The following is a 22,076-nucleotide window of genomic DNA, read 5'->3' as shown; positions in this document are numbered from 1 at the left end:
GGGGGGCAAAGAGGTTAACGAAGAAAAAACGCCAGGGACTGGAGAGAGCTTCGGGGCCGGGGAGGCAAGGCGTGTGTTCGCCTTTTAGATGGCGTGCGCCCCCCCCCCCCCCCCCCCCCCCCCGCCCACGGCCATCACCTGCCCTTCGGACCTGGCGGCGGGTGGTGCGCCGGTGAAGCGGGTCGGATTACTTGACGACGCCGAGCGACGCGTAGTCGTAGCGGCCGTTGTAGGCGTCCGCCGTGTAGACGTTGGTCAGCCGGGAGCTGCGCCAGATGATGTTCTTCTCGTGGGTGAAGGGCAGGTAGACCGCGGCCTCCGACACCTTCGTGTTGATCTGCTTGTAGAGCTCGCCGGCCTTGTCGGGGTCGGTCTCCTTCAGCGCCTGGTCGAACAGGCCGTTGACGGCCTTGTCGTTCAGCTCGGAGAAGTTGTTGTTACCGCTCTGCAGGATGAAGCGGCCGTCGACCAGCGGCTGGAGGAAGCCCTGACCGGTCGGGAAGTCGGCGCCCCAGCCCATGATGATGATGCCGTAGCCCTTGTCCTTGACGACCTTCGGCGAACCGATGATGCCGGACGTCTGGGCGCCGTCGAACTGGTCGATCTCGGCCTCGATGCCGACGGCCTTCAGCGACTGCTGGAGGGACTCGGCGGTCGCGATCTCGATCTTCTTGTTGTTGCGGACCGCGATCGTGGTCTTGAAGCCGTTCGGCTTACCGCACTTCTTGAGCGCCTCCTTGGCCTTGGCCAGGTCCGGGGCGCCACCGAGCTTGCCGTACGGGTCGGCCTTCGGGTCGGCACCCTTCAGCCCCGGCGGAAGCATGTTGGTGGCGATGTCGCCACCGGCCTGCGGGCCACCACGGGCGGTCTGGAGGGACTTCGAGTCTGCGGCGTAGATGATCGCCTTGCGGCACTCGATGTTGGGGATGACCGTCTGCGGGAAGACCGCGTAGCGGATGAAGCCCGTCTGCGGGTTGTCCGCGTTCTCCTTGTGCTGCTGGAGCACCTTCTGGCGGGCGGAGGCGCCGACACCGGTGGCGTTGATGTCGAGGTCGTACTCGCCCTCGATCAGACGGTTGTCCATGTCGTCGGCGTTCGTGGTGAACGTGACGCTGATGGAGTCCGGGAGCGCCTTGCGGACGTTGTCCGTCTTCTGGTCCCACTTGTCGTTGCGGACCAGCTTCATGGACTTGTTCGGCGTGTACGACTGCCACTTGTACGGGCCGGAGGAGAAGACGTTCAGGCCGTACTTGGCCTTGGTGTCCTTGTCCTGGCGGACCGGGGAGGCGGCGGGCATGGCCAGCAGCTGCAGGAAGTCACCGTTGGCGACCGGCAGCTTGAAGATGATGGTCTTGTCGTCCGGGGTCTCGATGGCCTTCAGGCCGAGCTTGTCCGCGGAGGTGTCCTTGTAGGGACCCTTGTACTCGCCCTTGGGGTCGAGGACCTGCTGGAGGTAGATCGGGCCGCCGGAGATGACGTCCTGGGCCCAGACGCGCTCGATGCCGTACTTGATGTCCTTGGAGGTGATCGGCTTGCCGTCCTCCCAGGTCACCCCGTCCTTCAGCGTGAAGGTGTAGGTGAGGCCGTCCTCGGAGATCTTGCCGGCGTCGGTGGCGAGGTCCGGGACGAGCTCGGTGGAGGCGGAGCCCGGCTCGGCCTTGAAGGTGACGAGCTGGCGCGTGTAGTAGCGCTGGAAGTCCCACACGAAGCCGTAGTAGCCGCGCTGCGGGTCCCACGAGTCGGCCTCCTGCGAGCCGATGAACTTCAGCTCGCCGCCCTTCTTGGTGGAGGGGCTGGCGACCTTGTTCACGGCGGCGTTGAAGCCGGCCGCGCCCGCCTTGCCGTTGCCGCCGTCACCGGACTTGGCACCGCCACCACAAGCCGTGGCGGCGACCATCGTGGCCGCGGCAAGCAGCGCGCCCGCGGCGATTCTGCGCTGGGAGCTCTTCAGCATGGGTCCAACAACCTCCGGGATAGTGGCGGCCGTTACGGCGGTCCGCCGATTGGGGATCAGCCTCCTGTCGCCAGCGGCAGGGGCGGGTCTTGCGTGTCGTCGGCGAACGGTCAGCGGGAGCCCTTCGGGTCGAGCGCGTCGCGCACGCCGTCGCCGAAGAGGTTGAACGCCAGGACGGTGATGAAGATCGCGAGGCCGGGGATCACCATGAAGAGCGGGTCCGCTTCGTACGTGGTGATGGCCGTCGACAGCATCTGCCCCCAGGAAGCGGTGGGAGGCTTGACACCCGCGCCGAGGAAGCTGAGCGCCGCTTCGGTGAGGATGTTGGTCGGGATCATGAGCGTCGCGTAGACCGTGATCGGGGCGATCAGGTTGGGCAGCAGCTCACGGCGCAGGATGTAGAGGCGGCCGGCGCCCAGGCTCTGGGCGGCCTCGACGTACTCGCGGTTGCGCAGCGAGAGGGTCTGGCCGCGGACGATGCGTCCCACGTACGGCCAGCCGAAGAAGCCGATGACGAGCACCAGGGCGGCGATGCGGACGCCCGAGCCGTCGAGTCCGAGGAGCTTGTTCGGGAGGACGGAGACCAGGGCGATCGTGAAGAGCAGCTGCGGGAAGGCGAGCATGACGTCCATGACCCGGCTGAGGGCCGCGTCGATCCAGCCGCCGAAGTAGCCGGCGATGATGCCGAGGACGGTGCCGAGGGCGACCGCGAAGACCGCCGCGAGGAAGGCGACGAGCAGCGAGATCCGGGCTCCGTAGACGATCCGGCTGAAGACGTCGCGGCCGTTGACGGGCTCGACGCCGAAGAGGAAGTCGGAGCTCACCCCGCCCCAGGAGCCGATCGGGGTGCCGAACAGCGGGTCGATCTGGTCCTCGTGGAACTCGTCCGGCGGGTGGCCGAGGAGGCCGACGATGACCGGCGCGAAGATCGCGACCAGGACGAGGAAGAGGACGACGAACGCGCCGGCGAGGGCGAGCTTGTCGCGCTTGAGGCGCGTCCAGGCGATCTTCCAGGGCGAGCGGCCCTCGATCGCCTTGGCGGCCGTGCCGGGGCCGTCCGGGGTGCCGGAAGCGTCGGGCGCACCGTCGACGGTGGCGGTCGCCTCGCCCGCACTCGTCTCGTGCAGTGGTGCCGTCATCGTGGTGAGGACCCCTCTCGGCCGCCGGTAGCCGGCCCTTGCCCGCCGCGGGTAGCGGCTCGGTGGAACAACCTGCTGGGCATAGGGCTCGAAAAGGAGCCGAACGCCCGGTGTTCCGGGGAGTCTTCAATGCGTTCGTGATCACCCGCCAGCCCTGACGAGGAATGTTTGCTCAAACGTGATGCGGTGCTGCGACTTCCGTTATCCGGACGTCGTGATCACCTGAGCGGACCAACTCGGGTCCTCTTCCCCACAATCGGGCATGTCGCCCAACAGGGCGTTTGAGCTCCTCAATTGGGGCGAACGAAGGCCTCCGGAGAGGCCCCGCGGGGCTGTCGGTACGGACGGGGAGGAAGGCGACGTCTCAGTATCCGGACGGCGCCGGCGGCGGGTAGCCGTACCCCGGAGCGGGCGCGGAACCGCGGCCGACGTGCGCCTCGCGGTCGTAGAAGGGGCGCGCGTTCGCCCGCAGCCAGAGCGCCACCGGGTCGTAGGAGTCGGAGAGGGCGACCGTGGAGACGGGCAGCCCGTCGGGTACGGAGCCGATGGACTGGCGCATCATCGCGCGGACCGTGTCGACGGCCGCCGGGGAGGTGTCGTACAGGTCGAGACCGATGGCGAGGTACGGGGAGCCGAGCGCGGGCTGCACCCAGCCGCGGCGCAGCGCGCGGACGGCCGGGGTGCGGTGGGCGTTCTGCGTGAGCAGGGCGTAGAACTGCGGGATCTCCACGGCGGGCTCGGAGACGCGGAGCGGTCCCGCGGGCATCCGGTCGAGACCGGTGGCGATCCGGCGCAGGTCGGCCCAGGGGATGCCGACGCCGCCGCCGGGGGCGTGCGGGTTCAGCCAGACGCCCCAGCGGTCGGGGTAGAGGGCCCGGGCGATCTCGCGGCCGGTGACGAGCTCGTGGGCGCGGTTCCAGCCGGAGGCGGCGAGCTCCTGGGGGGAGGTGACGCAGGGGGCGTAGCCGAAGCCGTCGACCTCCATGTTCCCGTACTGGGCCTCGGGGGAGCCGGGCGCGCCGTGCCAGAGCAGCATCCAGAGTTCGCCGTCGGCGAGGGCGTGCAGCAGCTGCTCGTACGCGTCGTAGCGTCCGGGTGCCACCTCGCGCAGCATGCGCTCGACTGGTCCGGCCGCAGCGGTGCCTGACGCGCTCACGCTCACCATGGGTCCCCGCCCCTCTTCCGTCCACCATGTTCCGCGCGGCTCGCGTGCCGCTGCCGAGTCGGTTCGGCTCACCGGTCAGTTCAGCTTAAACAGGAGGTCGCTCACACGGCGGCGCGCTGGTAGAACGGGCGCACCCGCTCCAGCAGCCAGTCGCCGACCGGGTCCTGCGCCATGTCGAGCAGGATGAGGTTGACCGGCCAGGCGACCTCGACCCGGCCGAGGGCGCGGCCGAGGGCGTCCAGGGGCGCGTTGCGGTCGGCGCCCTCCCAGTGGGCGAGCTGGACGCCGATGAAGAGGGCCGGTTCGGTGCCCTCGACGCTGGCGAGCGCCCGCCGGGCGCTGGTGACGACGCCGGTGGCCTCGAATTCGGCGGAGGCGGCGGCGAGGAAGTCGACGGGGTCGTCCTGCCAGTCCGGCTCGAAGAGCCGGACGCGGCCGCCGGTGGCGGGGCCGTCGAGCGGGGTGCGGCCGCTGCGGCAGAGTTCGGCGACGGCGGGCGGGGGCAGCGGGACTCCGGCGGTGCCCCCGGGGTTCACGGCGATGCCGAGCTGCGGGGGCAGGCCGCGGGCGAAGTCGCGGGCGGGGGCGACGGCGAAGGACATGTGCTCGCCGACGCAGGCGAGGAACTGCTGCTCGGAGCTGAAGACGGGGACGTAGGCGGCGCCCTCGATCTCCATGGTGGCGAGGTCGAGGCCGGGGCTGTCGGGGCCGCCGCCGTTCGGCAGGGGCACCCAGACCTGGCTGCGGCCCAGCACCTCGACGAGCCGGCCGCCCGCCGCGGGGTTGCCGAGTGAGGCGGCTAGGACCTCTTCGAGCTCATTGCCCGGCCACGTCACGTCCACGGTCGCGTTTCCCCTTCTCGCACGGCCTGCCGCACCGGCCGCCGGGCAGCACCCTAACGCCGCCCCGGGGCCGCCGTGGCCAAAAGGGAAGGGTACGGGGTCCCCCGGGGCGGCGGGACGGGCCGGAGCGGCGCTACGCGGCCTCGCGGAAGGCGATGCGGCGGAGGGTGTCGGCGGCGGCGCGGTCGAGGAGGGTGACGGAGGAGCAGCCGGGCGGGAGGCTGCCTCCCTCGGCGGCCTTGAGGAGCCGGCCGACGGCTCTGCGGTGCCGCGCGAAGGCGTAGGCGGAGACGCCCCGGCCGCGGGCGTCCTGGCCCGCCCTCGCGGTGTCGGGGGTGACGTCGAGGAGGACCAGGTGCAGGGCGCCGCCACGGCGGCGGGCCTCGCGGGCGAGCCAGCCGCGCACCCAGGACTGGGTGCCGCAGTCGTGGACGATCACGCTGATGCCGGAGCGCAGGGCGCGGCGGAGCCCGGCGTAGTGCGCGAGGCGGACGAGGGGGCGGTAGACGGCGTACGGCAGGAGGCGGGGCATGCGGGCCTCCCAGCGCTCGCGGGCGTCCTGGGAGTCGATACCGCGGCCTTCGGCGGCGCGCCTCATGAGGGTGGACTTGCCGCTGCCGGGGAGTCCGGAGACGACGACGAGGTCGCCCGCGGCGAAGAGGAGGGCGCGCGGGCCGTGGCCGCCGCGCTCGCGGAGGTCGCGCAGGAGCCGGCCGCGACGGCGGGTCCTGGCGCGGGCCCGCTGGGCCGGTATCCCGGTGCCGGTGGCGTACGCGCCGGTGTGCTCGATCCTCATCGCGCTCCCCCTGTCGGGTCTCAGGAGACCTGAGGAGACCCTTGCCCACGAAGTGTAAAGAAACGGTAATGAGACACAAGCGATTTGCCCCGCCGACACCGCATGCAATGATGTGCGCGCCAGGCGCGCACAGTCGCCACACAATCGCATACCGGCCGCTCGAATCCGCGCGGGAGAGTTCCGGACCGCCTTCGGCGCCCGGACGCCGAAGGAGCAAGACCCTCCCTTGAATCTCTCAGGCCCCGTACCGCGCGGATGAGGCAGATCTGAAAAGCGGGACACCTGCCGTGTCCCCACCCAAGGTGCAAGCCGAACTCACGTCGCCGATCCCTCGGTGACGAGATGCTCTCGGTGAACCTCTCAGGTTCCATGACAGATGGGGAGGACGTCCTCGCCCGTCATGTGTTTTCGTCACCGATCACGCCCTTGGGACCCGGGAGCCACCCCATGAGCACTGCCCCCCGTCTGACCGCCCTCGATGCCCTGCATCGTTCGCTGGGCGCGACCATGACCGACTTCGCGGGCTGGGACATGCCGCTGCGGTACACGAGCGAGCGCGACGAGCACAACGCCGTCCGCACGAAGGCCGGCCTCTTCGACCTCTCCCACATGGGCGAGATCACGGTCACCGGCCCGCAGGCCGTGGACCTCCTGGACTACGCCCTGGTCGGCAACATCTCCACCGTGGGCAACGGCCGCGCCCGCTACACGATGATCTGCCAGGAGGACGGCGGCATCCTCGACGACCTGATCGTCTACCGCCTGGGCGAGACCGAGTACATGGTCGTCGCCAACGCCTCCAACGCCCAGATCGTCCTGGACGCCCTCGTCGCCCGCTCCGAGGGCTTCGACGCCGAGGTGCGCGACGACCGCGACGCGTACGCGCTGATCGCCGTCCAGGGCCCGGAGTCCCCCGGCATCCTGAAGTCGATCACCGACGCCGACCTGGACGGCCTGAAGTACTACGCCGGTCTGCCGGGCACGGTCGCGGGCGTGCCCGCGCTGATCGCCCGTACCGGCTACACCGGCGAGGACGGTTTCGAGCTGTTCCTGAAGCCCGAGCACGCGGAGGGCGTCTGGAAGGCGCTGACCGAGGCGGGCGCGGGCGTCGGCCTGATCCCCTGCGGCCTGTCCTGCCGTGACACGCTCCGCCTGGAGGCGGGCATGCCGCTGTACGGCCACGAGCTGACCACCGCCCTCACCCCGTTCGACGCGGGCCTCGGCCGGGTCGTGAAGTTCGAGAAGCCCGGCGACTTCGTCGGCCGCAAGGCCCTGGAGGCCGCCGCCGAGCGTGCCGAGACCTCTCCGCCGCGCAAGCTGGTCGGCCTGATCGCCGAGGGCCGCCGTGTCCCGCGCGCGGGCTTCCAGGTCGTCGCCGGCGGCGAGGTCGTGGGCGAGATCACCTCGGGCGCGCCGTCCCCGACGCTCGGCAAGCCGATCGCCATCGCGTACGTCGACGCGGCGCACGCGGCTCCCGGCACGCCGGGTGTAGGTGTGGACATCCGCGGCACCCACGAGCCCTACGAGGTCGTGGCACTGCCGTTCTACAAGCGCCAGAAGTGACGCATTCGTCTCACCCGGCGTCTCACCCCGCAAGACCCACGTACACCAGTACTCCCCCGATCCAGGAGAATCAGGCCATGAGCAACCCCCAGCAGCTTCGCTACAGCAAGGAGCACGAGTGGCTGACGGACGCCGTTGACGGCGTCGCCACCGTCGGCATCACCGAGCACGCGGCGAACGCGCTCGGCGACATCGTGTACGTCCAGCTTCCCGAGGTCGGCGCCACCGTGACCGCGGGCGAGGACTGTGGCGAGCTGGAGTCGACCAAGTCCGTCAGCGAGCTGTACTCCCCGGTGACCGGCGAGGTCGTCGAGACGAACCAGGACGTCGTCGACGACCCGGCGCTGGTGAACACCGCCCCGTTCGAGGGCGGCTGGCTGTTCAAGGTGCGCCTCGCGGACGAGCCGAAGGACCTGCTCTCCGCCGACGAGTACACCGCCTTCACCGCCGGCTAACCGAGACCCCCTAGGGATCGATTCATGTCGCTTCTGAACACTCCCCTCCACGAGCTCGACCCCGACGTCGCCGCCGCCGTCGACGCCGAGCTCCTGCGCCAGCAGTCCACCCTCGAGATGATCGCCTCGGAGAACTTCGCTCCGGTCGCGGTCATGGAGGCCCAGGGCTCCGTCCTCACCAACAAGTACGCCGAGGGCTACCCGGGCCGCCGCTACTACGGCGGCTGCGAGCACGTCGACGTGGCCGAGCAGATCGCGATCGACCGGATCAAGGACCTGTTCGGCGCCGAGTACGCCAACGTCCAGCCGCACTCCGGCGCCTCCGCGAACCAGGCCGCCCTCTTCGCGATCGCCCAGCCGGGCGACACGATCCTGGGCCTGGACCTGGCGCACGGCGGTCACCTGACCCACGGCATGCGCCTGAACTTCTCGGGCAAGCAGTTCAACGTGGTCGCGTACCACGTGGACGAGGCCGGCCTGGTCGACATGGCCGAGGTCGAGCGCCTCGCCAAGGAGCACCGCCCGAAGGTCATCATCGCGGGCTGGTCCGCCTACCCGCGCCAGCTGGACTTCGCGGAGTTCCGCCGGATCGCCGACGAGGTCGAGGCGTACCTGTGGGTCGACATGGCCCACTTCGCCGGCCTGGTCGCGGCGGGTCTGCACCCGAACCCGGTCGAGTACGCGGACGTGGTGACCTCCACCACGCACAAGACGCTCGGCGGCCCGCGCGGCGGCATCATCCTCGCGAAGAAGGAATTCGCGAAGAAGCTGAACTCCTCGGTCTTCCCCGGCTTCCAGGGCGGCCCGCTGGAGCACGTGATCGCGGCCAAGGCCGTCTCCTTCAAGGTCGCGGCCTCGGAGGAGTTCAAGGAGCGCCAGCAGCGCACCCTGGACGGCGCCCGCGCGCTGGCCGAGCGCCTGGTCCAGGACGACGTCACCGCCCACGGCGTCTCGGTCCTGTCCGGCGGCACGGACGTGCACCTGGTCCTGGTGGACCTGCGGAACTCCGAGCTGGACGGCCAGCAGGCCGAGGACCGTCTCCACGAGGTCGGCATCACGGTCAACCGGAACGCCGTTCCGAACGACCCGCGCCCGCCGATGGTCACCTCGGGTCTGCGCATCGGTACGCCGGCGCTCGCCACCCGCGGTTTCCAGGCGGAGGACTTCGCCGAGGTCGCCGACGTGATCGCGGAGACCCTGAAGCCGGGCTTCGACGCCGAGAAGGCCGAGGCGCTCAAGGCCCGCGTGACCGCGCTGGCGGACAAGCACCCGCTGTACCCCGGCCTGAAGTAATTTCGTACCCTTTTGTTCGTACGAAAGCTCCGGGGCACCGCGCACACTGGACAGTGAGCGCGGTGCCCCTGCTCATGCTCAGCCCCCTCCCCACGCTTTTCTGCTCCACCCCGGCAGACAACGGCGTCTAGCCCCCACAAGGAGTCCTTCCGTGGCCATCTCGGTCTTCGACCTGTTCTCGATCGGCATCGGTCCGTCGAGCTCCCACACGGTGGGCCCCATGCGCGCGGCCCGGATGTTCGCCCGCCGGCTGAAGAACGAGGGCCTGCTGGCCCACACGGCGGCGATACGAGCGGAGCTGTACGGCTCGCTCGGCGCGACCGGCCACGGCCACGGCACCCCGAAGGCGGTGCTCCTGGGCCTGGAGGGCAACTCGCCGCGCACCGTGGACGTGGAGAGCGCCGACGAGGAGTTCGAGCGGATCAAGGCGAGCGGGAAGATCAACTTGCTCGGCGCGCACGAGATCCCGTTCTCCTTCGACGACGACCTGATCCTGCACCGGCGCAAGGCGCTCCCGTACCACGCCAACGGCATGACGGTCTTCGCGTACGACGCGGAGGGCGCGCTCGTCCTGGAGAAGACGTACTACTCGGTCGGCGGCGGCTTCGTCGTGGACGAGGACGCCGTGGCCGGCGAGAACCCGATCGTGCCGGACGACACGGTCCTGAAGTACCCCTTCCGCACCGGTGACGAGCTGCTGCGGCTGGCGAAGGAGACCGGTCTGTCGATCTCCTCGATGATGCTGGAGAACGAGAAGGCCTGGCGCACCGAGGAGGAGATCCGCGCCGGTCTCCTGGAGATCTGGCGGGTCATGCAGGCCTGCGTCTCGCGCGGCATGTCCCGCGAGGGCATCCTGCCGGGCGGTCTGAAGGTCCGCCGCCGCGCGGCGACCTCGGCCCGCAAGCTGCGCTCCGAGGGCGACCCGGCGGCGCACGCGATGGAGTGGATCACCCTCTACGCGATGGCCGTGAACGAGGAGAACGCGGCGGGCGGCCGGGTGGTCACCGCCCCGACCAACGGCGCGGCCGGCATCATCCCGGCGGTCCTTCACTACTACATGAACTTCGTGCCGGGCGCCGACGAGGACGGCATCGTCCGCTTCCTGCTCGCGGCCGGCGCGGTCGGCATGCTGTTCAAGGAGAACGCCTCGATCTCCGGCGCCGAGGTCGGCTGCCAGGGCGAGGTCGGCTCGGCCTGCTCGATGGCGGCCGGCGCGCTCGCCGAGGTCCTCGGCGGCACCCCGGAGCAGGTGGAGAACGCGGCCGAGATCGGCATGGAGCACAACCTGGGCCTGACCTGCGACCCGGTCGGCGGCCTGGTCCAGATCCCGTGCATCGAGCGGAACGGCATGGCGGCGGTCAAGGCCGTCACGGCGGCGAAGATGTCGATGCGCGGCGACGGCAGCCACCTGGTCTCCCTCGACAAGGTCATCAAGACCATGAAGGAGACCGGCGCGGACATGAGCGTGAAGTACAAGGAGACCGCGCGCGGCGGTCTCGCGGTGAACATCATCGAGTGCTGAACCGTTCACGCGCACGGCCGGCCGGCCCCGGGATTCCCGGGGCCGGCCGTTCGTGTGTCAGGCGCGGACCCAGAGGACGATCACGTCCGGGCGGGTGGAGCTGAGGGGCTCGCAGAAGAAGATCGGGCCCCAGATCTGGTATCCGGCCTTGCCCGCGGCCTGGCACTCGGCGTACGAGGCGTGGTGGCTGCGCGGGTACCAGCCCGCGCCCGGGTTGGCCGAGGCGGAGCCGGCGGCGCCGAGCGCGAGGGCTCCGGCGGTGACGGCGGTGGCGAGTGCGGCTGCTGTGCGGCGGTACATGGCATTGCCTCCTGAAAACGCCGGGATGCCCCGGCGGAGTACGTGACGATGCGATGTGGTGCGTTACGTGCCGGCTGCGCAGCCGGGGACGAACGTACCGTCACGGACATGGCCGCACAATAGGTCTAGGCCAATGCGTCAGGTCGGTTCGCCCGACCGCTCGTCGGACCGTTCGCTCAGTGCGTCAGGCCGTGCGGATCGGGCACCACGGTGAGCAGCGCCGACACGACCACGATCGCCACCAGGACGGAGACCTCGACCCGGGCCGGCGCCTGGGCGTTCCCGCCGGAGAGCAGGCGGCCGCGGGCCGCCAGCGCGAGCAGGCTCGCGCCGCCGAAGAGCGCCAGCTTCACCAGGAGGAGCCGGCCGTAGGCGGTGGTGAGGACGGCGTCGAGCGGCAGCCTGCGGAGCGTGGAGGCGGTGCCGGTGACGACGAGCGCGGCGTACACCCAGGCGGCCATCCGGGCGTATCGGAGCAGGACGTCCCGGCCGCCGCCGCGCAGCCGCATGGTGCGGAGCACGTACAGGAGGGTGCCGACCCAGAGCGAGGCAGCGGTGAGGTGGACGACGGTCAGACCGGTCCCCAGGGCCTGCTGGTGCGCCTCCGGGTGGGCGCGCATCGCCTCGGCGCCGATGGCGACGGCGAGCGGCAGGACGGCGAGGCCGGGGCGCCGGGAGGCGGCGCAGAGGGCGGCGAGGACGAAGGCGTTGGCCGTGACGAGCAGCAGGCGGCCCTCGCGCAGTCCGTAGACGACGGCGGGACTGAGGCCGCTGACGGCCGTGAAGAGGAGCAGGAGCCCGGCGGAGGCGGCCGCGGCGAGCAGCGCGGCGGGCACGGAGCGGCTCCGGGGCAGCGGGCCGTCGCGGGCTATCCGGCCTCCGGCCAGTTCGCCCAGGTGCACGGCGAGGCCGGTGAGGACGAGGAGCCGCAGCAGCGAGGTGGTGCCGGCCGCGGGTATCCGCAGTTCGCCGGTGCCCGTCTGGGCGAGTCCGGCGCCGAGCAGGGCGACGGCGAGGACGGCGCTCGCGGCGACGACCGCCACCGTCAGACGGCTCGGGGTACCGAAAGGTCCGGGAAGCGTCACCGGTCGATCGTCACCGAGCCCCGGGCGGGCGGCAACTCAGCGTTGCCTCGCCCGCCCGGGCGGGCGGGTCAGGCCTTGCTGTAGTGCGCCCAGAACTCGTCCCAGGAAAGGACGCCGTCGCCGTTGTCGTCGCGCTGCTTGATGAGCACCTCGGCGACCGTCTCCGTGACGTTGAAGTCGCCGTGCTTCGCCATGAGGCTCTTGTACTCCGCGGCGGTGATGAAGCCGTCGCCGTCCGCGTCGAACTGGTTGAATGCCGTACGTGCCGACTCGATGTCCGCCACTGCTTCCGCCCCTTCTCGGTGCTTATCTGACGGGGGTCAGATTAGCTGGCCCGCCCCTGCCGGATGATGGGGGTATGAACGAACTGGCACGGATCCTGGCGGACGCGGCGCGCGGGACCTTCCCGCCCCCGGACGGCTCGACGACGGTGGTGCCGCAGCCCAGCCCGCGGGACGCCGGAGTGCTGGCCTTCACCGCCCATTCGGTGATCTTCACGGACGCCGACCCGGCATGGGTACGGGCCGAGCTCGCGGCCACGTCGAGCGACCCGCTCGCGGCCAGCATGAACCCCGGCTTCCTGGTCGCCCTGATGGCCCGCACCGGCCTGCACATGAACACCATCGACCTGCTCACCGTCGCCGACCGCCTGCCCGGCGCTCCCCCGCTGGAGCTGCGGGAGATCGAGGACCCGGCGCACCCCCGGGTGGCGCGGGCCCTGAAGTTCCGCGACGACGTCCAGGTCTGGGCGGCCGACGGCGGCGTCCTGATCCTCGGCCGGGGCGTCGCGGGCCGCTGGGAGGCGGCGATCGAGGTGGACGAGGAGGTGCGCCACCGGGGCCTGGGCCGGGCCCTGGCGACGGCGGCGCGCCACCTCACGCCCGGCGAGGTGGTGTGGGCCCAGCAGTCCCCGGGCAACGCCCGGAGCGTCCGGACCTTCCAGGCGGCGGGCTACCGCCCGGTGGCGTCGGAGGCGCTGCTGGTCGCCGGCTGAGGCTCATCTGAAGATGCCGGTGTGCCCGAGCGAGTAGCGGCCGGGCTGCGGGTAGACGGCGAGGCCGTGCGGGCCGCCGCCGACCGGGATGCGGGCCAGCTGCGCGCCGGTCGTGGTGTCGATCGCGTACACCTCGGAGTCGTACCGGCCGGAGAGCCAGAGGACCTTGCCGTCGGCGGAGACGCCGCCCATGTCGGGGGAGCCGCCGTTGGGCAGCCACCACTTCTTGGTGAGCTTGTTCTTGCCGAAGTCGAAGACGGAGACGGAGCCCTCGCCGCGGTTGGGGACGTACATCTCGCGCGAGTCCCGGCTGATGTAGAGGCCGTGGCAGCCCTTGCCGGTGGGGAGCAGGGTGGGGGTGGTGAAGTTCTCGCCGTCGAGCACCCACATGCCGTGGGCCATCATGTCGGCGATGTAGAAGGTCTTCCCGTCCGGGGAGATCTTCACGTCCTGCGGCATGGCGCCCTCGAAGGGCAGCTTGAGCTGCCCGACGACCTCCATCTTCTCGGTGTCGACCTTGAGGAGTTCGCCGGAGAACTCGCAGGAGACGACGAAGTAGCGGCCGTCGGCGGAGAAGTCGGCGTGGTTGACGCCGTAACAGCTGACCGGGACGGTCTTGCGCCGTTCCATGGTGTGCGGGTCGCGGAAGACGAGTTCGCGGTCGAGCGAGGCCATCACCACGGCGTACTTGCCGTTCGGCGTGAAGTAGAGGTTGTACGGGTCGTGGACCTCGACCGGCTTGCCGGCGACTCCCGTGGCGGGGTCGATGGGGGTGAGGGTGTGGCCCCGGTTGTTGTTGACCCAGAGGGTCTTCATGTCCCAGGACGGGACGACGTGCTGGGGCTGGACGCCGACCGGGATGGTCTCGATGACCTTGTAGGTGGCGGGGTCGATGACCGAGACGGTGTTGGAGTTGGTGTTGGGGACGTAGACCCGGGAGGGGAAGTCCCGTACCGCCGGGGCGAGTCGATTGGGCCGGTCGGCGGCGTAGACGTCGTTCGGGTCGAGCAGCGGCGGCATGCCGGGGAGCCCGGCGGGTGCGGCGGCCGGTTTGGGGACGGCGGGTGCGGCCGCCTTCTTCACGGCCGACGCGCCGCCGTGGTCGGTGGTGCCGCAGCCCGCGAGGGCGGCGAGCAGCGCGGCGGCGAGCAGGGTCCTGGTGCGGGGTGCGAGGCGTCCGGGCGGGTGGCGGTCCATCAGGTCAGCAGCTCCGTGGTGGTGACCGCGCGCAGTCCGCGGCGGTCGAGGTCGGCGAGGAGGAGGGGCAGCGCGGCGGCGGTGTCCGGGTAGCCGAAGTGCAGGCTGACCACCGAGCCGGCCCGGACGGCCCCGGTGACGTTGCGGACGACGGCGGCCGGTCCGGGCGAGGTGAAGTCGAGCGAGTCGACGTCGTACGAGAGGACGTGCGGGTATCCGGCGCGGCGGGCGGCGCGCAGGACGGCGGGGGCGGCGTGCTGGGTGCGGGAGGGCCGGAACCAGCTGCCGATGGAGCCGGTGAGCCGGCGCAGCCGGGTGGCGCAGGCCTCGATCTCGGCGTGGGCCTCGGCCTCGGTCATGGCGTTGACGTCGATGTGGTGCTGGGTGTGGTTGCCGAGGTCGTGGCCGCCGTCGAGGACGCGGCGGGCGAGGTCGGGGTGGTCGTCGAGCCAGCTGCCGACGGCGAGGACGGTGACGCGGGCGCCGGCCTTCTCGGCCTGGCCGAGGAGGGTGCGGGCGAGGGCGGGGTCGCCCTGGCCGTGGAAGGTGAGGGCGACCCTGGGCCGGTCGCGGGGGCCGTGCGCGATCTCGTCGGGCCGGCCGGGGAAGCGGCGGGGTGCGGGGGCGACGGCGGGCGCGGGGGCGGGGCGGCGCGCGGCGGCGGGGGTGGGCGCGGGGCGGGGCTCGGTACCGCAGGCGGTGGCGAGGGCTCCGGCGACGGCGGCGGCCGCGCCCGCCCGGAGGGCTCCTCGGCGGTCGGTCGGCTTCACCCGACCATTGAATGCCCGCCTTGCCCGTTTTATTACGATTAGGCCAATTCAGGACGTTTGCAGCCGAAGCCGGGGTGTCCAACATGCGGACGATCCCGGCAAACAATCGATGAACCGCATAGTCATTCACCATTTAGAAGGTGGGTGCTGCATGTCACCAACGATTCATTGTTGAACTGTCCGCATTTGACCTAACTTGCCCCAGTAGGGACTTTTGGCGGCACGGCCGCCTGTCTGCCATAGTCGGAGTCACCGACCCCCTTTGACCCGGGCCAGGTCGACATAGCGGCCGTGGATACACCCCCCCGTCCACGGCGCATCACACGGAAGCCCCCAGGCGCCCCACCACGGCACACGGGGGCTTCCGTGCGTGCGGAGGAGTCTCAGGGGCGGTCGGCGACCCGCATCTCGAACCAGGTCGTCTTGCCGCGCGGCGCCAGGTCCACGCCCCAGCGGTCCGAGAGCTTGTCGACCAGGAAGAGACCGCGGCCGCTGGTGTCGAGCTCGTGCACCGGCATCAGACAGGGCAGCCCGCGCGAGGGGTCGCGCACCTCGACCCGGATCCAGCCGCGGCGGCGCTGGAGCCGCAGCGCGAAGACCCGGGCACCGGTGTGCCGGACCGCGTTCCCGACGAGCTCCGAGACGAGGAGCACCGCGTGCTCGGCGATCTGCGGGCCGAGCCCCCACTGGCGCAGGATCACGTCCTTGGTGAGCCTGCGGGCCACCCACGCCGACTCGGGACGGGACGGCAGCCGCACGTCCTCCTCGGCCGGGTTGCCGTACAACTCGACTGCGCCGGCGGCCTGTTCGTCGTCCGCGGCCGGAGACCAGCGCGCGGCGGCGGCGCTGCCGCGCTGCCAAGGTTGTTCCCTACCCTCCAGGCCCGCCATGCCCCCCATCATGGCCGCACGGAGCCCTCCGCGGGGGCCGTTCCGCCGGAATCGGCCCCCTCGGTGACGGGCTGTCAGGCGAACTTCGCCTTGCCCGGGCCCTCTTCGACGAAGCTGCGCATCCCGCGCTCGCGGTCCTCGGTCGCGAACAGGCCCGCGAACCAGGTGCGCTCGATGGCCAGACCGGTGTCGATGTCGGCCTCCAGACCCTGGTCGACGGCCTCCTTCGCGGCCCGCAGGGCGACCGCCGGGCCCTGCGCCAGCTTGGCGGCCCAGGCGTGCGCCTGCTCGTACACCTCGGCGGCCGGGACGACCCGGTCGACCAGGCCGAGCGACAGGGCCTCGTCCGCCTTCACCATCCGGCCGGTGAAGATGAGGTCCTTGGCCCGGGAGGGGCCGATCAGGCGGGACAGGCGCTGGGTGCCGCCCGCGCCCGGGATCAGGCCGAGCAGGATCTCCGGCTGGCCCAGCTTCGCGTTGTCGGCGGCGATCCGGTAGTCGGCGCAGAGCGCGAGCTCGCAGCCGCCGCCGAGCGCGTACCCGGTGACGGCGGCCACCACGGGCTTGGGGATGCGGGCGATCGCGGTGAAGGAGTCCTGGAGGGCGCGCGACCGCTTGACCATGGCCACGTGGTCCATGACCTGCATCTCCTTGATGTCCGCGCCGGCCGCGAACACCTTCTCCCCGCCGTAGAGGATCACGGCCCGCACGTCGTCGCGGTCGGTCGCCTCCTGGGCCAGCTCGCGCAGCCGGTCCTGGACGGCGATGTCCAGCGCGTTCATCGGGGGACGGTCGAGGCGGATCGTGCCGACGCCTTCGGCGACTTCGAGGTTCACAGTCATGAAGGGAAGGTTAGTGGGCGTTAACGCGAAGGGACCCGGTGCTGTTGCTCACAGCACCGGGTCCCACCGTCGGACGGCGTCAGCGGGGATCTAGGCGATCCACTCCGACCAGTCCATGTTCCAGCCGTTCAGGCCGTTCTCCGGCTTGATCTGCTTGTCCTTGGAGTTCTTCACGATGACGACGTCGCCGATGAGCGAGCGGTCGAAGAACCAGGCCGACGGGGTCGACGGGTCGCCCGCACCGCGCACGTCGGAGAGGCCGACGCAGCCGTGGCTGACGTTCTGCGAGCCGAAGGTGCTCTTCGGGGCCCAGTAGTTGCCGTGCACGAAGGTGCCCGAGTTCGACAGGCGCATCGCGTGCGGCACGTCCTTGATGTCGTACTCGCCGCCGAAGCCGACGGTGGCGCCGTTCATGCGCGTCACCTTGTACTTCTCGCTGATGACCATCTGACCGTTGTACGTGGTCGTGGACGGGGCGCCGGCGGTGATCGGCAGCGTCTTGATGATGGCGCCGTCGCGCTCGACCTTCATCGTCTTGGCGCTCGCGTCGACGGTGGAGACCTGACGGCGGCCGATGGTGAAGGTGATGGTCTTCTTCTGCTTGCCGTAGACGCCCGGGCGGCCCTCGACGCCGTCCAGGTTGAGCTGCACGGTCACCTTGGTGCCGGCGGCCCAGTACTCCTCGGGGCGGAAGTCCAGGCGGTCGTTGCCGAACCAGTGGCCCTCGACGCGGACGGCCGGCTCGGCCGTGACCTTGATGGCCTTCTCGACGGCCTCGGGGTCGGTGATGCCCCGGGTGAAGTTGATGGAGACCGGCATGCCGACGCCGACGGTCGAACCGTCCTCCGGCGTGTAGTGGCCGATGAAGGTGTTCTTCGGGACCAGCGTGGTGAAGGTGGTGTCCTTCGCCGACTCGCGGCCCTCGGAGTCCTTCGCGATCGCGTGGACCTTGTACTGGGTGGCCGCGGCCAGGTGGGCGGTGGGCGACCAGCTGGCGCCGTCCGCCGCGATCTTGCCGTCGACCTCGGTGCCCTTGGAGTCGGCGACCGTGACCGTGGTCAGCTTGCCCTGCTCCGCGGTGATCTTGAGCGCGCCGCTGGTGGCGACCGCGTCGGCGCCGTCCTTCGGAAGGATCGTCACGACCGCCTGGGAGGCCGAGTTGTCCTGCTTGCCGCCGCCCTGCGCCGCCGGCCCCGTGCCGCCCGCGCCGCTGCCCCCGCCGGCGGTCTCGCCGCCGCCGCAGGCGGTGAGCACGAGGAGCAGCGCTCCCGCCGCCACGGCCTGGAGGCGGACGCCCCCGCGCCGCCGGCCGCGACGCGCCGTCGCCCCTACCGATGCCCCCGATATCGGCTGCCCGTTCACTGTGGTGTTCTCCCCTCGCACGGCCTGGCACCGCCACGGCCCCGCCCCCGTGCGCATCCATCCGCGCACACAGCGCTAGATAATCACACCGCAGGACACGAAAGTTCCTCGTGAATGTCACCGTTCAGTCCCAGTCGGCGTGCTAGGGGGCGGCGGGGCCAGGGGGGCCAGAGGTCAGCCGAGGGCCGAGCCCGCCCGCCACTGCTGCCAGTCCAGGTTCCAGCCGCCGAGGCCGTTGTCCGGAGCGACCTTCCGGTCACGGGAGTTGACCACCTCCACGATGTCGCCGATGAGGGTCCGGTCGAAGAACCAGCCCGCCGGGGAGTCGGAGCTGCCGCCCTTGTCGTCGCGGAGCCCGACGCAGCCGTGACTGACGTTGGCGGAGCCGAAGGTGGAGGCCGAGGCCCAGTAGTTGCCGTGCAGGAAGGTGCCCGAGTCGGTGAGCCGCATCGCGTGCGGCACGTCCTTGATGTCGTACTCGCCGCCGAAGCCGACGGTCCGTCCGTCCATCCGCGTCACGTCGTACAGCTCGGTGACGACCATCTTCCCGTTGTACGTGGTCGTCTTCGGCGCCCCCGCGGTGATCGGCACGGTGGCGAGGAGCTCGCCGTCCCGGTGGACCTCCATGGTGTGTTCGGCGGCGTCGACCAGGGAGACCTGGGAGCGGCCGATGGTGAAGCCGACCGTCTTGCGCTGGATGCCGTACACGCCGGGCGCGCCCTCGACGTCCCGGAGGGCGAGGTCGACGGTGACCTTGGTGCCGGGCTGCCAGTACGCGGCCGGGCGGAAGTCGAGGCGCTCCTTGCCGAACCAGTGGCCGACCACCTCCACCGGCGGCACGGACGTGATCCGGATGGCCTTCTCGACCTCGGCGCGGTTCTCGACGGGCCGGTTGAAGGCGAAGGAAACGATCATGCCGGTACCGACCGTGGAGCGGTTCTCCGGCTTGAAGTAGCCGATGAAACGGCTCTCCGGCACCACCGTGGTGAAGGTCGTGTGGCGGGCCGAGCGGCGCCCGTGGGCGTCGAGCGCGACCGCGTCCACGCTGTACTTCGCGGACAGCGCGAGCCGGGTGTCCGCCCGGGGCCGCCACCGCAGCCCGTCGGCGGAGATCTCCCCGGCGACCCGGGTCCGCTGGGCGTCCTCGACCTGCACGACGGTCACCCGTTCGAGCCGTCCGCTGTCGATCCGCACCTCGACGGGGCCGTCCGCCGGCACCCCCTTGCTGCCGTCCTCCGGGCTCACCCGGATCACGTCACCCGGGGCCCGCGCCTTGCCCGGCAGGGAGACGCCGACGCCTCCCCCGCCGTCCGCGCCTGTGCAGCCCGCGAGGCCCGCGATCAGTCCCGCCACCGCCAGGGCGTACCTCGTCCGCTTCCATACTCGATTCACGCTCGGCCCAACGACAGGCACCCTCCAGGGGAAACGTGCGTGCGGGTCATGTTGGGAGCACGGCCGTCCGGGCAGATAAGGGGGAGAACCACGCGCGGGAGCGGCGGCCGGGACGCCGCCGCTCCCGCGGGTGCGGGCCCGACGAGCCGCGGGAGGCCGGGACGGTGGCGAGCGCAGCCGAGCAGGAGGCGGTATCCGAGCATGCCCTGGAACGGACCGGACCACCCGTGTGGCCGGGTGCGCCGACGCCGCTCGGCGCGCGCTGCCGGGTCGGGCCCGGCGGGGTGACGGGCACCAACTTCGCCCTGTGGGCGGGCGGCGCGGAGGCGGTGGAACTGTGCCTGTTCGACGCGGACGGGACGGAGACACGGCTGCCGCTGACGGAACTCACCCATGAGATCTGGCACGGCTTCGTGCCGGGCGTCGGCCCCGGACAGCGGTACGGCTACCGGGTGCACGGCCGCTGGGACCCGTGGACGGGGGCGCGCTGGAACCCGGCGAAGCTGCTCCTCGACCCGTACGCGCGGGCCGTCGACGGCGACTTCGCCGCGCTGCCCCCGGAAGCGTACGGGCACGTCAGGGACTGGCCGCAGCAGCACGTGGCCGACACCGTCCGGGACGAGCGGGACTCCGCGCCGCACGTGCCGAAGGGGGTCGTCGTGCACGACGACGACGACTGGTCGGACGACCGCAGGCCCAAGACGCCCTGGCAGGACTCCGTCATCTACGAGGTGCACGTCAAGGGCTTCACCAAGCTCCACCCCGGCATCCCCGAGCACCTGCGGGGCACCTACGCGGGGCTCGCGCACCCGGCGGCGATCGAGTACCTCAGCGGGCTCGGGGTGACGGCCGTCGAGCTGCTCCCGGTCCACCAGTTCGCGCACGAGGACCACCTCCTGCGGCGCGGACTGCGCAACTACTGGGGCTACAACTCGCTCGGCTACTTCGCCCCGCACGCCGCCTACTCCTCGTCGGGGACGGCGGGACAGCAGGTCGGCGAGTTCAAGCGGATGGTGCGGGCGCTGCACGCGGCCGGGATCGAGGTCATCCTCGACGTCGTCTACAACCACACGGCGGAGGCCGGCGAGCTCGGCCCCACCCTCTCCCTGAAGGGCATCGACAACCGGGGCTACTACCGGCTCCAGTCCGACGCCCGCCGGTACGCCGACTACACCGGCTGCGGCAACACCCTGCACGTCGTGCAGCCGCAGGTGCTGCGGCTCATCACCGACTCGCTGCGGTACTGGGTGACCGAGATGGGCGTCGACGGCTTCCGCTTCGACCTCGCGGCGGCGCTCGCCCGCTCGATGCACGACGTCGACATGCTGTCGCCGTTCCTCGCGGTGATCGCCCAGGACCCGGTGCTCCGCCGGGTCAAACTGATCGCCGAGCCCTGGGACGTCGGCAACGGCGGCTACCAGGTCGGCGCCTTCCCGCCGCTGTGGACCGAGTGGAACGACCGCTACCGCGACGCCGTACGGGACTTCTGGCGGGGCGCGCTGCCCGACGTGCGGGACCTCGGCTACCGGCTCTCCGGCTCCAGCGACCTGTACGCCTGGGGCGGCCGGCGGCCCTACGCCTCGGTCAACTTCGTCACCGCGCACGACGGCTTCACCCTCCGCGACCTCGTCACGTACGAGCGCAAGCACAACGAGGCCAACGGCGAGGGCAACCGGGACGGCACCCACGACAACCGCTCCTGGAACTGCGGGACGGAGGGCGAGACCGACGACCCGGAGGTCAACGCCCTGCGGCTGCGCCAGCAGCGCAACCTGCTCACCACCCTGCTGCTGTCCACCGGCGTGCCGATGCTCGTCGCCGGCGACGAGACCGGCCGCACCCAGGGCGGCAACAACAACGCCTACTGCCAGGACAACGAGATCGGCTGGCTCGACTGGTCGCTGCCCGACGACCCGGACCGGGCCCAGCTCCTCGCCCTGACCCGCCGGCTCCTCGCCCTGCGCCACCGCCACCCGGTGCTGCGCCGCCGGGCCTTCTTCTCCGGCCGCCCCCAGCGCGCGGACGGGCTGCGGGACCTGGCCTGGTTCACCGCCGAGGGCGCCGAGATGACCGAACCCGACTGGTACGCGCCCACCGCCACGCTCGGTCTCTATCTGTCGGGCCGTGACATCCCGGGCCGGGACGAGCGGGGCGAGCGGGTCACCGACGACAGCTTCCTCGCCGTGCTGCACGCGGGCCCGCGCCCGCTGGAGTTCCGCCTCCCCGGACCGCCCTGGGCGGCGGCGTACGAACTCGTCGTGGACACCGCCCGCGCGGACCAGTCCCGCGCCCCCGGCACCCGCCACCAGGGCGGCGGGACGATCACGGTCGGCGCCCGGTCCACGGTCCTGCTGCGGGTCAGGGAGTGAGCGCCACTCCCGGCCCGGCCACCACGGCGCGACGGCGGTGGCCGGGCCGAGCGAGGGCGCCCGTCCCCGCGGGCCGCAGCCCGCGGAGGCGCCCGTCGCGGGCCGTCCTGGGCCCCCGTGCGACGGCCCGCGCGTCCGCCCAGTGT

The 22,076-nt window shown here is 71.4% G+C and carries 20 protein-coding genes and 2 riboswitches; of the genes, 6 read left to right on the top strand and 14 right to left on the bottom strand.

Annotation, left to right across the window (positions count from 1 at the left end):
• Positions 1-187: 187 nt before the first annotated feature.
• The 5 genes from ACZ7G1_RS11620 to ACZ7G1_RS11600 form a co-directional block, all read right to left on the bottom strand.
• A complete protein-coding gene (locus ACZ7G1_RS11620; protein ID WP_470872166.1) occupies positions 188-1,954 on the bottom strand; it encodes an ABC transporter substrate-binding protein in 1,767 nt (588 codons plus the stop codon).
• Between the two features lie 110 nt (positions 1,955-2,064).
• The gene (locus ACZ7G1_RS11615) at positions 2,065-3,093 is read right to left on the bottom strand and encodes an ABC transporter permease (protein WP_470872168.1); all 1,029 of its coding nucleotides are present in this window, start codon (positions 3,091-3,093) and stop codon (positions 2,065-2,067) included.
• Positions 3,094-3,457: 364 nt separating this feature from the next.
• The gene (locus ACZ7G1_RS11610; protein WP_470872170.1) at positions 3,458-4,249 is read right to left on the bottom strand and encodes an enhanced serine sensitivity protein SseB C-terminal domain-containing protein; all 792 of its coding nucleotides are present in this window, start codon (positions 4,247-4,249) and stop codon (positions 3,458-3,460) included.
• 110 nt (positions 4,250-4,359) lie between these two features.
• Positions 4,360-5,100: an enhanced serine sensitivity protein SseB gene (locus ACZ7G1_RS11605; RefSeq protein WP_470872171.1), complete on the bottom strand. Its 741-nt coding sequence runs from the start codon at positions 5,098-5,100 to the stop codon at positions 4,360-4,362.
• Positions 5,101-5,233: 133 nt separating this feature from the next.
• Complete coding sequence (locus tag ACZ7G1_RS11600; RefSeq protein WP_470872173.1) at positions 5,234-5,896, bottom strand: AAA family ATPase; 663 nt, start codon at positions 5,894-5,896, stop codon at positions 5,234-5,236.
• Positions 5,897-6,056: 160 nt separating this feature from the next.
• Positions 6,057-6,156, top strand: a riboswitch (glycine riboswitch).
• Positions 6,157-6,282: riboswitch (glycine riboswitch) on the top strand.
• A 61-nt stretch (positions 6,283-6,343) separates the two neighbouring features.
• Here ACZ7G1_RS11600 and gcvT point away from each other — a divergent pair.
• From gcvT to ACZ7G1_RS11580, 4 genes are all read left to right on the top strand, one after another.
• Positions 6,344-7,459 carry a glycine cleavage system aminomethyltransferase GcvT gene (gene gcvT / locus ACZ7G1_RS11595; RefSeq protein WP_470872175.1) on the top strand — a complete coding sequence of 372 codons (1,116 nt, stop codon included), beginning with the start codon at positions 6,344-6,346 and terminating at the stop codon, positions 7,457-7,459.
• A gap of 77 nt (positions 7,460-7,536) precedes the next feature.
• Entirely contained in the window at positions 7,537-7,914 is a 378-nt protein-coding gene (gene gcvH, locus ACZ7G1_RS11590; RefSeq protein ID WP_470872177.1) for a glycine cleavage system protein GcvH, read from the top strand.
• A 24-nt stretch (positions 7,915-7,938) separates the two neighbouring features.
• Entirely contained in the window at positions 7,939-9,207 is a 1,269-nt protein-coding gene (gene glyA, locus ACZ7G1_RS11585; RefSeq protein WP_470872179.1) for a serine hydroxymethyltransferase, read from the top strand.
• 151 nt (positions 9,208-9,358) lie between these two features.
• A complete protein-coding gene (locus tag ACZ7G1_RS11580) occupies positions 9,359-10,729 on the top strand; it encodes an L-serine ammonia-lyase (protein WP_470872180.1) in 1,371 nt (456 codons plus the stop codon).
• 57 nt (positions 10,730-10,786) lie between these two features.
• On the opposite strand, the gene ACZ7G1_RS11575 is transcribed toward ACZ7G1_RS11580, so the two are convergent.
• The 3 genes from ACZ7G1_RS11575 to ACZ7G1_RS11565 form a co-directional block, all read right to left on the bottom strand.
• Positions 10,787-11,029 (bottom strand): hypothetical protein, encoded by a 243-nt coding sequence (locus tag ACZ7G1_RS11575; protein ID WP_470872182.1) that lies wholly within the window; start codon positions 11,027-11,029, stop codon positions 10,787-10,789.
• 176 nt (positions 11,030-11,205) lie between these two features.
• Complete coding sequence (locus ACZ7G1_RS11570; protein ID WP_470872183.1) at positions 11,206-12,114, bottom strand: CopD family protein; 909 nt, start codon at positions 12,112-12,114, stop codon at positions 11,206-11,208.
• A 68-nt stretch (positions 12,115-12,182) separates the two neighbouring features.
• Complete coding sequence (locus ACZ7G1_RS11565) at positions 12,183-12,398, bottom strand: EF-hand domain-containing protein (protein ID WP_470872185.1); 216 nt, start codon at positions 12,396-12,398, stop codon at positions 12,183-12,185.
• A 74-nt stretch (positions 12,399-12,472) separates the two neighbouring features.
• Here ACZ7G1_RS11565 and ACZ7G1_RS11560 point away from each other — a divergent pair, with 74 nt between their 5' ends.
• Complete coding sequence (locus ACZ7G1_RS11560) at positions 12,473-13,108, top strand: GNAT family protein (RefSeq protein WP_470872187.1); 636 nt, start codon at positions 12,473-12,475, stop codon at positions 13,106-13,108.
• 3 nt (positions 13,109-13,111) lie between these two features.
• Here ACZ7G1_RS11560 and ACZ7G1_RS11555 read toward each other — a convergent pair whose 3' ends face one another.
• The 6 genes from ACZ7G1_RS11555 to ACZ7G1_RS11530 form a co-directional block, all read right to left on the bottom strand.
• A complete protein-coding gene (locus ACZ7G1_RS11555) occupies positions 13,112-14,305 on the bottom strand; it encodes a YncE family protein (protein ID WP_470872188.1) in 1,194 nt (397 codons plus the stop codon).
• Positions 14,305-15,075 (bottom strand): polysaccharide deacetylase family protein, encoded by a 771-nt coding sequence (locus ACZ7G1_RS11550; protein WP_470872190.1) that lies wholly within the window; start codon positions 15,073-15,075, stop codon positions 14,305-14,307. The genes ACZ7G1_RS11555 and ACZ7G1_RS11550 overlap by 1 nt, the downstream gene beginning before the upstream one ends.
• Before the next feature lie 383 nt (positions 15,076-15,458).
• A complete protein-coding gene (locus ACZ7G1_RS11545) occupies positions 15,459-15,965 on the bottom strand; it encodes an ATP-binding protein (protein WP_470872192.1) in 507 nt (168 codons plus the stop codon).
• A gap of 74 nt (positions 15,966-16,039) precedes the next feature.
• Entirely contained in the window at positions 16,040-16,807 is a 768-nt protein-coding gene (locus ACZ7G1_RS11540) for an enoyl-CoA hydratase/isomerase family protein (RefSeq protein ID WP_470872194.1), read from the bottom strand.
• 90 nt (positions 16,808-16,897) lie between these two features.
• Complete coding sequence (locus tag ACZ7G1_RS11535; RefSeq protein WP_470872196.1) at positions 16,898-18,169, bottom strand: L,D-transpeptidase; 1,272 nt, start codon at positions 18,167-18,169, stop codon at positions 16,898-16,900.
• 174 nt (positions 18,170-18,343) lie between these two features.
• Positions 18,344-19,582, bottom strand: coding sequence for a L,D-transpeptidase (locus ACZ7G1_RS11530; RefSeq protein WP_470872197.1), 1,239 nt, complete (start codon positions 19,580-19,582; stop codon positions 18,344-18,346).
• A gap of 143 nt (positions 19,583-19,725) precedes the next feature.
• Here ACZ7G1_RS11530 and glgX point away from each other — a divergent pair, with 143 nt between their 5' ends.
• Complete coding sequence (gene glgX / locus ACZ7G1_RS11525) at positions 19,726-21,930, top strand: glycogen debranching protein GlgX (RefSeq protein ID WP_470872198.1); 2,205 nt, start codon at positions 19,726-19,728, stop codon at positions 21,928-21,930.
• Positions 21,931-22,076 lie beyond the last annotated feature (146 nt).

The sequence above is a fragment of the Streptomyces sp. NPDC037273 genome, from assembly GCF_055603625.1.
The sequence above is the reverse complement of the archived record's forward strand: the minus strand, read 5'-3'. Positions and strand labels throughout refer to the sequence as shown.